Source organism: Microvirga sp. 2MCAF35, from assembly GCF_052115545.1.
Lineage (GTDB): Bacteria > Pseudomonadota > Alphaproteobacteria > Rhizobiales > Beijerinckiaceae > Microvirga.
Genome location: NZ_JBFRGW010000012.1, coordinates 96,275 through 109,728, shown reverse-complemented (window position 1 = coordinate 109,728; position 13,454 = coordinate 96,275). Strand labels below are relative to the sequence as shown.

The window sequence follows — 13,454 nt, the reverse complement described above, 5'->3', positions numbered from 1 at the left end:
GCGCACCTTTGGCTGGATGATGCGCTGGCGGCGTCTCGTTCGCGACTATGAGAAGCGCATCGACGTCTCAACCGCCATGATCCATGTCGCCATGGGCGGCATTCTGATCCGCCGGAATGCTCATCCGTGAGTTTCCAAACAGTCTCTTAACCGGACCAGCCTGCAAGCCGAGGATCTGAGACCGCTGGAATATACGCGGACACTCCCCCACAAGACCTTTCACTGAGACCGTTTTGGGACTTGGCTGGTGATTAATCGGCCCCATCAACGCTCCCGGAACCGGGTTATGGCACCGAGGCGATCATCTCCCGCAGGTGGTGGAGAACGAAGCTCTCCTCGTAAGGCTTCGCGACAAAGCGTCCGCCCTCCGGGAGTTCCGCCGCGCTTGGCCGGATCCCGCCGGAGACAACCAGGATGAGGATCTCAGGCCAGCGCTGGTGGGCGCAACTGACCAGATCAAGCCCGTTCAGGGGACCTGGCATCTCGATGTCGGTGAAGATCACCCGCACGTCGTCTCGCACTTCGAGTAAGGTCAAGGCCTCTTCGGCATTGCCGGTCTCAATCACTTCAAAGCCGGCTTCCTCCAGCACGTCGGACACGAAGAAGCGCAACAGCGGCTCATCCTCCACCAGGAGAATGACAGGACGGCCATGGGAACACTGAGCGATCATTGTACGGCAACGTACATTTCTGCTCCTGGTTGCAGCCCCTCCCCTAAAGAACGTAGGAGCATTTTGTACGGAACCGTACAAGTCGCCAGCCGTTGATGGCAAGATCCGGCGCCACCCGCTGCCCCGGAACAGCCAAGGGGCACGCTGATGATCGAGCAGGATCTTCTCAGCAGGGCAGAGATGGTACGAAGCCCGATGGCCCCCTCACCAGAGCCTAACGCCAGTCCGGCTCAACAAAGCGCCGATCCCGTGCAGTGCCCGTTGCAGCCGCACGCGGAGCTGTTGACGTCGCCTGTTCCTGAGCCCATGCGGAGGCTGATCGACGACAGGCTCATGGATGTTCAGCCCCCGCAATCCGTGAGCTACTGAGGGCAGCTGGAATGCGACCTGAAGGCAGGGAACGACCGGATGCGACGAAGCTTGGCGAGTTTCATTGCGACGAATAACGACGACAACCGCCTGCTAGGTGAGTTGCAGCATACCTAGGTCGGACTGGCCGATGTGGAACTGCGTCATGAGGTTGAACGCGAGAAGATCCTAGCTTGGCCTGGGCCGTTGGCGGATAAGGAACGCCAGTTCGCTGAGTGCGACCGCCGGTGCCGGTTGGCCCATGAGCCCTTCCACCACCACTTATCCGAGCTTCAGCGGCGGATCCTGTTATAGGCATCGGCCGGGCCTTGATCCCCAGCGGATTCCGCCTCTTGCTGCTGGCCCCTCATGAACATCTTTTCCGTCTGGCTTGAAGGACGATGTTCCCTGCGCCACCTTTGCTGGGATCAAGGTTCAACACTGGCGTGGCAGGTTTGGCTGCGCTTACTCATCTACTGCCACTTAATGTCTAAGTTATCTCAATCATCTGTTCGCAATCGGCTCTTGGCAGCTCTTCCGGCCGACGACTTCGCCCGGATCCGGAACCATCTTGATCCCGTCACCCTGAACCAGAGCGACGTGATCGTTCAGGCCAATGCACCCATTGAGCATGTCTACTTCCTCGAGGCCGGTGTGACCTCCATTGTCACCCGCACGGTGCGCGGGCGTCGGATTGAGATCGGACTGGTCGGACGGGACGGCTTCGCCGGGGTGCCGATCCTCCTGGGCGCTGACCGGACGCCGCATGAGACCTTCATGCAGGTGGGCGGCTCGGCCCTGCGCATGCGGGCTGAGGCCTTCCAAGAGGCTCTGGAGCAGAGCCCTGCCTTACAGAAGCTTCTGTTGCGCTTCGTCCAGGTATTCCATCTTCAGACGGCTCAGACAGCCGCCTGCAACGGGTCTCAGAAGGTGAGTCGGCGATTGGCACGTTGGCTGCTGATGTGCCACGACCGGCTGGATGGGGATGAACTGCCCCTGACGCATGAGTTCATTGCCGTCATGCTCGCCGTGCGCCGGCCCGGGGTGACAGAAGCCCTTCAGGAGCTCGAGACAGCAGAAATCATCCGGACCGAGCGCCGCAACATCGTCGTGCTTGATCGGCGCAAGCTCGAAGAGACCGCCGGAGATGCGTATGGGGTTCCAGAGGCCGAGTACGAACGGCTTATCGGCCCCTTCCGCTAGCGCTCACGCGGGTGCGTCAGGCCGATGTCGGATTTGCCGTTCTATCCCAGTCGGAGAAGGATGCTCTTCTCCATCTGCCCTTGACGATCCGCGAGTTTGCTGCCGATCAAGTGATTGCGCGCGAGGGTGGCCGCCCGTCCGAGTCCTGTCTCGTCATCAGCGGCATGGCGTTTCGCTTCAAGATGACCGAAGACGGCAAGCGCCAGATCATGTCCTTCCATATCGCCGGCGAGATCCCGGACCTCCAGAGCCTGCACCTGCGGAAGATGGACCATGGACTGAGTACGCTTACTCCCTGCAAGCTCGCCTTCATCTCCCATCGGAGCCTGCGTAATCTGTTCCAGCAGCACCCGCGCCTCTCCGAGGTGTTCTGGCGCGAAACGCTGATCGACGCGGCGATCTTCCGCGAATGGGTGGTCAATGTCGGGCGGCGTCCGGCGCTGGTCCGAATGGCGCATCTACTATGCGAGCTCTTCCTGCGCCACAAAGCTGTTGGGCTGGTGACGGATCACGCATTCGAGTTTCCAATCACCCAGAGCGAAATGGCCGGCGCCCTGGGGCTCTCGAACGTCCATGCGAACCGCACGCTGCAAGAGCTGCGGGCACGAGGGCTGATTGGCGAGCAGGGGCACCTCTTGAAAATCTTGGACTGGGAGGGGCTCAAGCAAGCGGGCGAGTTCGATCCTACCTACCTGCACAAGGAACCCGGCGACGAAGCCGCCTAAGGCTCGCCTGCCCTTACCTGATCATGGAGGCGGTCACTCAATCTCGCGTGGACCTCTCCTGAAATGGCTGCCACCTGACACTTCAGGATTCGGGATGAGACGCTCATACTCTGCTTCCGGCACGCCATAGCTGTCGCCAGCCGTCTCCTCCAACCGCTCGCGGTCCAGGATGGTAATGTTGGCACGCCGCGCCCTGATCATGCCGGTCCCTTCCAGCAGATGGATCGCTTCGGTGACGCCAGGGCGGCGGACCGCCAACATGAGGGACAGAAACTCATGCGTGAGCGCCAACTCGTTGCCCTCGACCCGGTCGTGGCACATGAGAAGCCAGCGGGCGAGTCGCTCACTCAGGACGCTATCGCCATTCGACATCGCGGTGGCAGCGGTCTGCACCGTCACCACATGGATGTAGCGCAGGAGGAGATCAAGCAGGGTCCGGCTTGCCTCCAGGGCTTGAGTCAGATGCGAGGTGGCAATGCGGTAGCCCTCCCCCTCCATCTGGAAGAAACTCTGGTGAGGCGTGCGGTCGACGCCCAGGATGACGGACGGGCCAACGAGCCCTTCCCAGCCAACGATGGCGATCTCGACCGGACGGTAGTCGGAGTTGAGAGCCACCACCGAGGCTACCCCGCTCTCGGCAAAGTAGACGTACTCGATGGGCTGGTTGGGCTCGATCAGGACCTTGCCCTTGGGCAGCGCAACTGGTTCCAGGTACGGCCCGACCAGCGCAAAGTCCTCCGGGGCCAAGGCCCGGAGCAGTTGATTGCGCAGGGAGGACTGATCGGGTTGAACCACGGCTGCCACACAGGAACGGGGCGGAAGGTCATTGGTCCCTCGGCTGCTATTGCCCCACTGATCGGTCAAGCAGTTGGGAATGCCCTAAGCGGGGATAGGGAGTGCAGTCACGCGAATAAGCGCCTCTGGCGCCTCTCTGTACGGTTTCATACGATGGCTGCCGAACGTCCTCACCGGGTCATAAGCAGAAATCCGCCGCCCATTCTGAATGTCCGCTTAGCTCTGCAACTCGAGAATTCGTGGGTTCGCTTCGCCATAGCGCATATTCACCGGAACGGCTCTAGCATTGCCGGCATGGCTCCGCCACGAGCCACTTGAAAGCACCCTCGTTTCGGAGCTGTGCCATTGGTTTATCTCTGTGTATTGGCTCTCACGGGAGGGCACTTCAATGAAACTTTGGCTTGGGAAGTATATATGGCTCGAGAAGGCGTGCAGAAATTAGACCGGGCAGCGGTTAAAGCCCTCTCGGGATATGCCGAAGGGCGGCTGAGAGAAAGCCTTTCTCAGCTTGGGAACGCGCCAACCATCTCAGTCCGGACCAGGGAAGGGGTCGTGAAACGCCTCACTCCCAAGAACGTCACAACCTATTCAACCCCCGAAAAGCTCCCATTCCTAATCTATACGGAAATTGAGAGCTTAGGCGATCGAATTCGCCTCTATCTCTTCACGGCAAGATACCGGGAGCTCATCAACTCTGGACCCCGCGAAATGTCGATGGCATGGCAGATGCACAGCCACAGCCACAGCCTGCGGCAAGGCGAACTCTACATCATTCAGGAGCGAGGCGTTGAACTGATCAGGTTCCTGCACGACGTTGCATCGGGTCTGGGCGTCACCACGGTGGACCGATCGAACAGCTTTCGGAAGGCATTCAAGAAGCGGTTCGATCGGAGACTTCGCGAGCGGCACCGCCTTGTTTATGCCCATGAGCGGCCATCGCTCACTTCACGGGTCATCGCCACAGGAAGGAAACGTAGTCGCCGCCGATAGGCGTTCAACCCGTTGCATGGCTTACGTCATTCACTGACTCACATGGCGGGCTGCCAAAGCAATCTCGATCAGCCGCCTCAGCATTCTGAGCGATCCTCCTGGCCAAACGTCGAGAATGGCTTGCCTCTCGACTCCATCGAGAGGGGCGAGCCAGCGCGGGTCCAATCCCTGCTCGGCCAGCATGTCGATCATGATCTGACGGCTCAGCGTCGGCAGGTCCTCCGGCCGCGGCTCGGGAAAGTTGATGACCCGACAACGGTCACGCAATGGAGGCGAAACGCCATCGAGCGAATTGGCCGTCATCAGCCAGGAAACATGGGAGATGTTGCAGGGCGCCTGAACGTAAGGGTCATGATAGCCGCACGCCGTCTCCCGCTCGAGGAACGAGAGTAAGGCGTCATGGACGTTTCCATTGTACCGGGAGCTCCTGACTTTCTCGATCTCGTCCAGAACAATACCGGGCCTTGCATTCTTGTACCGGCTGATTAGCGCAACAGGCAGCGACGGCTCCCCTGTGCTCCAACGTCGAGGCGTCCCGGCAAACGTGCCATCCGACAGACCGCCGCAAGAAATGACGTCGTGCGGCATGCCAATTGATATCAAAACCCTTGTGGGCAAACCGCGACTTCCCGGACTCGGGCGAGCCGATCAGGATCGTTGGGCGGAGTTGGACATAGGGCTGGACCGCGACGTCCGAGAGAATGCGATCGATCACAGCTCCCGCATAGGGAAACTCAGACCTTAGAGCCGCTCGTGCGGTAGCCAGGTTCGGCATCGGCACAAGCAGAAGCGACTTCCCGAGAAGCTCCTTGTAGCGCTCGACGACTTTCTTACCTTCTTCGGTATTCCGGTTGCCGATCTGCTGAAACACGACCGCCTCTTCCAGAGACCGAGCGATGACGTCCGGTGCCGTTGCCATCGTGATCGCGTCCTGCGCCAACGCCAGTGCGGCCTGGTGATCGTACATGTGAGCCTGATAGATCCGGCATCGCAGCTGCCACGACTTGACTTCGGATGGGAGATTGTCCGAGGCGGCGGCAAACGCGCTTGCCAGTTCCCGGACATCCTCAATGCCGGCATTGCCCACGAGACGCTCCAGGGCTTGGACTACGCGCGCCTTGGCCGTATAGCCCGGCTTTCCCCGCATCTGCGGCAGCAGCTGTTGGGCAAAACATTGCATGTCCTGCTGCATGCTGTCGGCGAAGAACGGCATTCCATTGAGGAGCTGCTCTGCCGATGGCAGATAACGCCCCTCCAGGGCGGCGCGGGACCGCCGCTCGAAGTGACAGCGGTCTGCCTCATTCCAGCACCTCTTGAACCTGGGCGACGACATACGGCGTCACGCGCAGTCAGGATGTGGGTGCAACGGACAGCGGCCGTCCGAGGCGGTACCACCGGGAGATGGTCCGAGCCCATCCCTGTTCTTCGTTCAGCACCCATAAGTCCGAAGTCATGACTGGCTGACCCATTCCCGTCAGGTGCGGGTGGCCGAAGGCGTGGCCCACCAAGCAGAAGGCCGGACGACGCTCGCGGCTCTAACCTTCGAGAAAGAGAGCATCGGCAAGGTCGGCCTCGGTTGGGCCACGTCCGTCCCGGATGCTCGTCAGATCGACGGCGAGCCGTTGAAGCCGTTCGATTTCGAGCGTGGCATCCGACAGGTTCAAGGGTCTGGCCGTGGTGATCGTGAACATGGGTTCCTCAGAAGTTGTGACGAGCTGTATCCAATTGTGTCGAGTGCATTGGCGGGAGCGAAAGGTCGGTCGGAAGCGCGCCTTCGGGAAAGACAATGGGGAATTGGGAGCAGCGAAGGACGCGTCTCACTCCGATTTTGGCCCGGGGACCGAGCTATCGTCAGGGAAATGGATCGAAGGTGCCTCGCCATTGGTGCGCAGAACGGCCTCGGCGAGCCTGATGGCGGCATCCTGCTGTTGTTTGGTCAGGGCGAAGCGGTTTGCATCATCCCGGACATCGAGATCGAGCGGGTCGAGGCCGGGAACTCCCGGATGGATGACGGACAGCGCCGGCACAGATCCCGGCTTGAGGCCCTGCCGGGACAGGATGTCGGTGTAATCCTTGGCCCTCAGGCTCGATGGCCAGCCAACAGGAAGGATCGAGGCCTTAGGTAAGAGCTCGTTGGACGCACGCGCTTCCGCCCCAATCTCGTTCAGATCATGAATGAGCCGATCGATCTCGTGCGCGTTGTCGCGCATCGGAAGAAGGATTCGCGCCCGTGTGCCCGAGGCGTAGGCAAGAATCTTCCTGACGGGCTGAGCAGGGTTGTCGATAAGGATGTGCGAGTGCGCGGCACCACGAGACAAGCTTGCGTCAAGAACGGCTTCGACCGCTTTCATGCCCCCGCTCTGCGTCCAGACGACAGCGAACCGAAGCGCATTGATCCTACTGAGAAGTGGTGGAATGCCAGCGGGCACGAGCTGGACGTGAACCGGGGAAAAAGCCTAGCTCGCGGAGGCCTGCGGCCAGAAGAATGCTCGAGACTGTACGGGCGCTCCCACCCTTGGACCCAGCGAACAGAAGAAATGCGGTCTCATCGCGGGCTCATGGATGAGCTCTGTACCGAGTCCTCGAACTAAGGGCGGTCCAACTTAAAAATGGTTCGACCGCAATGCTGGTGCGACCGAACCTATGTATTCTGAACAATGCGTAACTTATTGCCAGAACTGGCTTTGGCGAAGTCCTTCGCATCAGTGACGAGATTCAGCGTTTAATGCGAAGGATTTCTGATTATTTCTGACGGTACCCAACAAATTAAGAAAATCACACGTCCAGGTTAGCCACCGAGAGCGCGTTCTCCTGGATGAACTCGCGGCGGGGTTCCACCACGTCGCCCATGAGCTTGACGAAGAGATCGTCGGCGTCGGTCGTATCCTTCACCTTCACCTGCAGCAGCGAGCGCACGTCGGCGTCGAGGGTCGTCTCCCAGAGCTGCTGGGCCGTCATCTCGCCGAGACCCTTGTAGCGCTGGAGCTGCAGCCCCTTGCGTCCGGCTGCAAGCACCGCGTTGAAGAGCGAAAGCGGACCGTCGATCTGCATCTCGTCGTTCTTGCGCACGAGCTTCGCAGGCTTCGCATAGACGTCCTGCAGAGTCGTGGCGCGCTCGTCGAGCTTCTTGGCTTCCTGGCTGGCAATCAGGGCCTGGTCGAGCGTCGCGGTCTGCGTCACGCCGCGCACGGTGCGCGAGAAGATGTAACCGCCCTCGCGGACCTCGCCGGTCCAGCCGCGCTCGAGCTCTTCCGATATCGCATCGAGACGCTGGGCGATATAGGCTGCAGCGGCGGGGCCGCGATCAGGGTCGTCCACCACGTCGGGACGCAGTGCCCCGGCAATCGCCGCCTGCTCCACCGCCTTGCGGTTATAGCGTGTGTGCAGGCTGTTGAGCACCTGCCGCACGAGGCGAGCCTCGTCGATCAGCCCCTTGAGCTGGTCGCCTTGGAACTCCACGCCGGTTTCGAGGCGCAAGGCCGCCGATTCGATGCCGGCATCGATGAGGAAATCCTCAAGCGCGCGCTCGTCCTTCAGGTAGATCGCCTGCTTGCCGCGGGTCGCCTTATAGAGCGGCGGCTGCGCGATATAGAGATACCCGCGGTCGATCAGCTCCGGCATCTGACGGAAGAAGAACGTGAGCAGCAGGGTGCGGATGTGCGAGCCGTCCACGTCCGCGTCGGTCATGATGATGATGCGGTGATAGCGCAGCTTGTCGAGGTTGAACTCCTCGCGGCCGATGCCGGTGCCAAGCGCGGTGATCAGCGTGCCGATTTCCTGCGACGACAGCATCTTGTCGAAGCGCGCACGCTCGACATTGAGGATTTTTCCGCGCAGCGGCAGCACGGCCTGGAAGGCGCGGTTGCGGCCCTGCTTGGCGGAGCCGCCGGCCGAGTCGCCCTCGACGAGCAGCAATTCGCATTTCGACGGATCGCGCTCCTGGCAATCGGCGAGCTTGCCGGGAAGCGACGCGATGTCGAGCGCGCCTTTCCGGCGGGTGAGTTCGCGCGCCTTGCGGGCGGCCTCGCGGGCGGCGGCGGCTTCCACCACCTTGCCGACGAGCGTGCGGGCTTCCTGCGGATGCTCTTCGAGCCAGTTGTTGAGCGCCTCGTTCATGACGTTCTCGACGGCAGGACGCACTTCGGAGGAAACGAGCTTGTCCTTCGTCTGAGACGAGAACTTCGGGTCCGGCACTTTTACGGAGACGACGGCTGTCAGGCCCTCCCGGCAATCGTCGCCGGTTAGAGAAACCTTTTCCTTCTTCGTGAGTCCTGATGAATCTGCGTAGCCGTTGACCTGACGGGTCAACGCCGCGCGGAAGCCCGCGAGGTGCGTGCCGCCATCGCGCTGCGGGATGTTATTGGTGAAGCAGAGCACGTTCTCGTGGTACGAGTCGTTCCACCACAAGGCCACCTCGACGCCGATGCCGTCCTTCTCGGAGCGGATGAGGATCGGCTGCTGGATCAGCGGCGTCTTGGCACGGTCGAGATAACGCACGAAGGCCTCGACGCCGCCCTCGTACATCAGCTCCTCGCGCTTGTGCTCCGCGTGGCGTTTGTCGGTGAGGATGATGCGTACGCCGGAGTTCAGGAACGCGAGCTCGCGCAGGCGATGCTCCAAGGTGCTATAATCGTACTCCACCATGGTGAAGGTTTCCGTGGAGGCCAGGAAGGTCACTTCCGTTCCGCGCTTACCTTCGGCGTCGCCGACAACGGCCAGAGGCGCAACCGCATTGCCGTGCCGGAATTCGATCTCATGGGCCTTGTTGTTGCGGTAGATGCGCAGCTTGAGCCAACTTGAGAGCGCGTTCACCACGGAGACACCGACCCCGTGCAGGCCGCCGGAAACCTTGTAGGAGTTCTGGTCGAACTTACCGCCTGCGTGCAGCTGGGTCATGATGACCTCGGCCGCCGAGATGCCTTCGCCCTGGTGGATGTCGGTGGGGATGCCGCGGCCGTTGTCGGTAACGGTCACCGAGCCGTCCGCATTGAGGGTGACGGTGACTTCCGTTGCGTGGCCGGCGAGAGCCTCGTCGATGGCGTTGTCCACCACCTCGTAGACCATGTGGTGGAGGCCCGAGCCGTCATCGGTATCGCCGATATACATGCCCGGCCGCTTGCGTACCGCATCAAGGCCCTTGAGGACCTTGATCGATTCCGCGCCGTAAGCGTCGGCATTCACGTTGATAGCAGGTTCGGCCATTTGGGATCCTTCAGGACGCGCGAAAAAGGACAGGCACGCCAGAGTTTTGATTCGTCAGATCAGATATTTAGTGACGAATCGTTGAAATTTCACCCCCGCGTGTATATGCGCGCGTGAAAAGGCACGGAAAATCCACGAAAAACTGCCGAATCAGGCTGCAGAGGAGGCGGTGCTTTGCCTCAGTCGCCCTAGGCGATCAACGTGCCGCAACGGCAGCTGCGGCACCGGCCAGGAGGGTGCCGGTCGTGCGATTGAGGATCCGGATTGCCTTCGGGGTCGTGAAAAGCTGCCGCGCGCGGGCGGCGAGCACGATGTAGCCGGCAAAAACCACGCACAGCACGCTTAAGGTCGCCGCCACCAGTTCCGCATAGCCCAACACCGTGATCCGGGTGAGATCGAGAATCGTGGGCAGGAGGGCGAGGTAGAAGACGATGGTCTTCGGGTTGCCCAGGGTGAGGGCGAGCCCTCCGAGAAGAAGCTTGGCCGGATGCTCCCGCCTCGCGTCGGCCTTCACGTCCTTGGCGAGCGCGGGCGCGGTCCAAATCCTGTAGGCGATGTAGAGCAGATAGGCGGCGCCGGCATATTTGATGACCAGGAATACCTCGTGGAACGCCTGGGCGAGGGCCGCCAGGCCGAGGATGGCGAAGGTCAGCCAGACCACGTCTCCCAGCGCCACGCCGATGCTGAACGCCACCGCCTCCTTCGGCCCGCGGCCGAGAACCCTCCCGACGATGGCGGCGATGCCCGGTCCCGGCGAGGCGGCGGCGATGAACAGGGCAGAGGAGAAGAGCAGCAGGCCGGCGGGATCCATCGTTTCGAACCTGGAGAGACAATGTTGCCCTCACCATAAGGCCAAAGGGCCTTCTGGACCATCAAGGAATTGTGATGGGTTCGATCACCCCGGGCGACACCTGCAGCAGGTCGGCCTGGCCCCACAGCTCGGCGAAGAGCCCCGGATCCGCGCCGGTCATCCAAACCTGTCCGCCCAGGGATTCGAGGGCGTCGTAGAGTCCGGCCCGGCGGCGGGGATCGAGATGGGCCGCCACCTCGTCGAGGAGCACGAAGGGGGCGATGCCGCTCATGCTGGCGACGAGCCGGGCATGGGCGAGCACGAGGCCGATCAGCAGCGCCTTCTGCTCGCCCGTAGAGGCCGTGTTGGCCAGGATGTCCTTCGGGCCGTGACGCACGAGAAGATCGGAGGCCTGAGGGCCGACGAGGGTACGCCCCGCCGCCCGGTCGCGGGAGCGGGAATCGCGCAGGATCGCGCGGTAGCGGTCCTCGGCATCGACGGCGGGCAGGGTGGCAATGAGCGTGTCGAGATCGCCTTCCAGGCCCATCGTGGCGAAGGGAAAGGGCGATTCCTCCTCCCGGGTTTCGAGAATGAGGCTTGCCAGCCGCTCCACGGTTTCGCGACGAGCGGCGGCGACCGCGATGGCGAGTTCCGCTACCTCCCGTTCGAGCGCGTCGAGCCAGAGCCGGTCGTCGGGATTTTCGTCAAGCACGCGGTTGCGCGAGCGTAGCGCCCGCTCCAGCGCATTCACCCGCGAGCCATGTTCCGCATCGACCGCGAGCACGAGCCGGTCGAGAAAGCGCCGCCGGTCGCCGGCGGGGCCACGGAACAGGGCGTCGAGATCCGGTGTGAGCCAGACAACGCGCAGGAATTCCGCGAAGGCCGTGGGCGAGGAGGCGGCCATGCCGTCGATGCGGCAGATGCGCGAGGCGCGGGAGCCTTCGCCTTGATGCTCGATGCCGGTGCCGAGGCGGTGCTCGCCGTAAGGGGCGTCGAGGGTCACGGAAACGGCAAAGGAGCCCGGCCCGTCATGGCGCGCCATCTCGCCCAGTTCCGCGCGCCTCAAGCCTCGACCGGGCATGAACAGGGAGATCGCCTCCAGCACATTGGTCTTGCCGGCCCCATTCTCACCCACCAGTGCCACCAGCGGGCGTGAGACGGTGAGGTCCAGGCTCGCATAGGTGCGGAAGTCCTGGAGAATCAAGCGGACGATTCGGGAAGCAGCAACGGGAGAGGAGGACATGCGCCCCCTTCATTCAGGAGCGGACGCGAAAGATCAAGCGTTGGCACGGCCAAAGCGGTTTTGGAGCGCTCTGGACAGTCCTTCTACTCGTTCTCAGTCCCTCTCCTACCTCATCCTGAGGAGCAGCGCAGCTGCGTCTCGAAGGAGGTTCCAGCGTGCACGGGGAAACGCCCTCGTCCTTCGAGACGGTCACTGGCGTGACCTCCTCAGGATGAGGGCTCAGGTCAATGCTCGTTTAGAAGCCAGACCTTCAGGATGAGGTGAAAGGGTGAAAAAATCACCGGCACGAGGCCAGTGATGACGCGGAGATTGATTGTCAGGGCAGCCTACACCCGCATCGGCATCAGGACGTAGAGCGCGGACGCACCCTCGCGGTCCTGGACGATGGTGGGCGAGCCGGGATCGGCGAGCTTGAACAGGGCTGTGTCGCCGTCGAGCTGGGACGTGATGTCGAGGAGATAGCGGGCGTTGAAGCCGATATCGATCGGCGCGGCATCGTAATCGACCTCGATCTCTTCCGTGGCGCTGCCCGAATCCGGGTTGTTGACGGTGAGCGTCAGGCGCCCCTCGCCCAGCGCGAGCTTCACCGCGCGACCGCGTTCGGACGAGATGGTGGAGACGCGATCAACGGCCTTGGAGAAATCGGCGCGCTCGACCACGAGAACCTTGTCGTTCCCGGCCGGGATAACGCGCTGATAATCGGGGAAGGTGCCGTCGATGAGCTTGGAGGTCAGCACCACGCCGTCGAAGGTCAGGCGCACCTTGGCGGAGGACAGTTCGACGGTGACGTTCTCAGAGCCGTCTTCCACGAGCTTGACAATCTCGGCCACGGCCTTGCGTGGCACGATCACGCCGGGCATGCCTTCCGACCCCGTGGGCGCCGGAATTTCGACCCGGGCGAGACGGTGCCCGTCGGTGGCGACCGCGCGCATGACGATGGAGCCGCCCGCGTCGATGGTGTGCAGGTAGATGCCATTGAGGTAGTAACGCGTCTCTTCCGTCGAGATCGCGAACTGCGTCTTCTCGATGAGGCGCTTGAGATCGCTTGCAGACAGCGTGAAGCGGTGCGGCAGGTCGCCGGCGGCGAGATCCGGGAAGTCGCTCTCCGGCAGGGCCTGCAGCATGAAGCGCGACCGGCCGGAGCGGATCTGCATCTGGCCCATATCGGGCGTCATCTCGAGCGACACCTGGGCGCCGTCGGAGAGCTTGCGAACGATGTCGTAGATCATGTAGGCCGGAACGGTGGTCGAACCGGCGTCCGTGATCTCGGCCGGGATCGTCTCCGTCACCTCGATGTCGAGGTCCGTAGCCTTGAGGCGAAGCGATCCTTCGTCCGCACGCAGCAGGACGTTCGAGAGGATCGGAATGGTGTTGCGGCGCTCGACGACGCGGTGCACATGCCCCAGCGCCTTCAGCAGAGCGGCGCGCTCAACGGTAACTCTCATAACCCAGCACCCGATTTCGGTGAAATTCTTGGCCCGATCCCA

At 62.2% G+C, this 13,454-nt stretch carries 14 protein-coding genes and 2 pseudogenes; 4 read left to right on the top strand and 12 right to left on the bottom strand.

Annotated features, from left to right (window positions below):
• Positions 1-130 (top strand): annotated as a pseudogene (locus tag AB4097_RS08805) (IS5/IS1182 family transposase); the annotation flags it as partial.
• A gap of 154 nt (positions 131-284) precedes the next feature.
• On the opposite strand, the gene AB4097_RS08800 reads toward AB4097_RS08805, so the two are convergent.
• Entirely contained in the window at positions 285-671 is a 387-nt protein-coding gene (locus AB4097_RS08800) for a response regulator (RefSeq protein WP_442038534.1), read from the bottom strand.
• Positions 672-1,544: 873 nt separating this feature from the next.
• Between AB4097_RS08800 and AB4097_RS08795 the strand changes: the two genes are divergently transcribed.
• A complete protein-coding gene (locus AB4097_RS08795; protein ID WP_442038532.1) occupies positions 1,545-2,222 on the top strand; it encodes a Crp/Fnr family transcriptional regulator in 678 nt (225 codons plus the stop codon).
• 80 nt (positions 2,223-2,302) lie between these two features.
• Entirely contained in the window at positions 2,303-2,947 is a 645-nt protein-coding gene (locus AB4097_RS08790; protein WP_442038530.1) for a Crp/Fnr family transcriptional regulator, read from the top strand.
• Between the two features lie 33 nt (positions 2,948-2,980).
• Here the strand turns inward: AB4097_RS08790 and AB4097_RS08785 are convergent, their stop codons facing one another.
• Complete coding sequence (locus AB4097_RS08785; RefSeq protein ID WP_442038528.1) at positions 2,981-3,742, bottom strand: Crp/Fnr family transcriptional regulator; 762 nt, start codon at positions 3,740-3,742, stop codon at positions 2,981-2,983.
• A gap of 552 nt (positions 3,743-4,294) precedes the next feature.
• Here AB4097_RS08785 and AB4097_RS08780 point away from each other — a divergent pair.
• The gene (locus AB4097_RS08780; RefSeq protein ID WP_442038526.1) at positions 4,295-4,732 is read left to right on the top strand and encodes a hypothetical protein; all 438 of its coding nucleotides are present in this window, start codon (positions 4,295-4,297) and stop codon (positions 4,730-4,732) included.
• Positions 4,733-4,762: 30 nt separating this feature from the next.
• Here the strand turns inward: AB4097_RS08780 and AB4097_RS08775 are convergent, their stop codons facing one another.
• From AB4097_RS08775 to dnaN, 10 genes and pseudogenes are all read right to left on the bottom strand, one after another.
• Positions 4,763-5,035, bottom strand: a complete 273-nt coding sequence (locus AB4097_RS08775; protein ID WP_442038546.1) for a hypothetical protein — start codon at positions 5,033-5,035, stop codon at positions 4,763-4,765.
• A pseudogene (locus AB4097_RS08770) lies at positions 5,036-5,173 on the bottom strand (hypothetical protein); the annotation flags it as partial.
• Positions 5,130-5,945, bottom strand: a complete 816-nt coding sequence (locus AB4097_RS08765) for a hypothetical protein (protein ID WP_442038544.1) — start codon at positions 5,943-5,945, stop codon at positions 5,130-5,132. The gene AB4097_RS08765 and the pseudogene AB4097_RS08770, both read right to left, overlap by 44 nt.
• Positions 5,946-6,081: 136 nt before the next feature.
• Positions 6,082-6,237, bottom strand: a complete 156-nt coding sequence (locus tag AB4097_RS08760; protein WP_442038542.1) for a DUF6634 family protein — start codon at positions 6,235-6,237, stop codon at positions 6,082-6,084.
• Positions 6,238-6,267: 30 nt separating this feature from the next.
• Positions 6,268-6,423, bottom strand: coding sequence for a hypothetical protein (locus AB4097_RS08755; RefSeq protein ID WP_442038524.1), 156 nt, complete (start codon positions 6,421-6,423; stop codon positions 6,268-6,270).
• Positions 6,424-6,549: 126 nt separating this feature from the next.
• Complete coding sequence (locus tag AB4097_RS08750) at positions 6,550-7,083, bottom strand: hypothetical protein (RefSeq protein WP_442038522.1); 534 nt, start codon at positions 7,081-7,083, stop codon at positions 6,550-6,552.
• A gap of 424 nt (positions 7,084-7,507) precedes the next feature.
• On the bottom strand, positions 7,508-9,934 hold the full coding sequence (gyrB, locus tag AB4097_RS08745) for a DNA topoisomerase (ATP-hydrolyzing) subunit B (RefSeq protein WP_442038520.1): 2,427 nt from the start codon (positions 9,932-9,934) through the stop codon (positions 7,508-7,510).
• 196 nt (positions 9,935-10,130) lie between these two features.
• A complete protein-coding gene (locus AB4097_RS08740; protein ID WP_442038518.1) occupies positions 10,131-10,745 on the bottom strand; it encodes a LysE family translocator in 615 nt (204 codons plus the stop codon).
• Positions 10,746-10,806: 61 nt separating this feature from the next.
• Entirely contained in the window at positions 10,807-11,967 is a 1,161-nt protein-coding gene (gene recF / locus AB4097_RS08735) for a DNA replication/repair protein RecF (protein ID WP_442038516.1), read from the bottom strand.
• A gap of 326 nt (positions 11,968-12,293) precedes the next feature.
• Entirely contained in the window at positions 12,294-13,412 is a 1,119-nt protein-coding gene (gene dnaN, locus AB4097_RS08730; RefSeq protein ID WP_442038513.1) for a DNA polymerase III subunit beta, read from the bottom strand.
• Positions 13,413-13,454: the final 42 nt, after the last annotated feature.

What these genes read in the sequence shown, in the direction of transcription:
- gyrB (WP_442038520.1), bottom strand. Translation starts at nt 9,934, where the DNA reads ATGGCCGAACCTGCTATCAACGTGAATGCCGACGCTTACGGCGCGGAA.
- AB4097_RS08750 (WP_442038522.1), bottom strand. Translation starts at nt 7,083, where the DNA reads ATGAAAGCGGTCGAAGCCGTTCTTGACGCAAGCTTGTCTCGTGGTGCC.
- AB4097_RS08775 (WP_442038546.1), bottom strand. Translation starts at nt 5,035, where the DNA reads ATGACGGCCAATTCGCTCGATGGCGTTTCGCCTCCATTGCGTGACCGT.
- recF (WP_442038516.1), bottom strand. Translation starts at nt 11,967, where the DNA reads ATGTCCTCCTCTCCCGTTGCTGCTTCCCGAATCGTCCGCTTGATTCTC.
- dnaN (WP_442038513.1), bottom strand. Translation starts at nt 13,412, where the DNA reads ATGAGAGTTACCGTTGAGCGCGCCGCTCTGCTGAAGGCGCTGGGGCAT.
- AB4097_RS08765 (WP_442038544.1), bottom strand. Translation starts at nt 5,945, where the DNA reads ATGCCGTTCTTCGCCGACAGCATGCAGCAGGACATGCAATGTTTTGCC.
- AB4097_RS08800 (WP_442038534.1), bottom strand. Translation starts at nt 671, where the DNA reads ATGATCGCTCAGTGTTCCCATGGCCGTCCTGTCATTCTCCTGGTGGAG.
- AB4097_RS08740 (WP_442038518.1), bottom strand. Translation starts at nt 10,745, where the DNA reads ATGGATCCCGCCGGCCTGCTGCTCTTCTCCTCTGCCCTGTTCATCGCC.
- AB4097_RS08755 (WP_442038524.1), bottom strand. Translation starts at nt 6,423, where the DNA reads ATGTTCACGATCACCACGGCCAGACCCTTGAACCTGTCGGATGCCACG.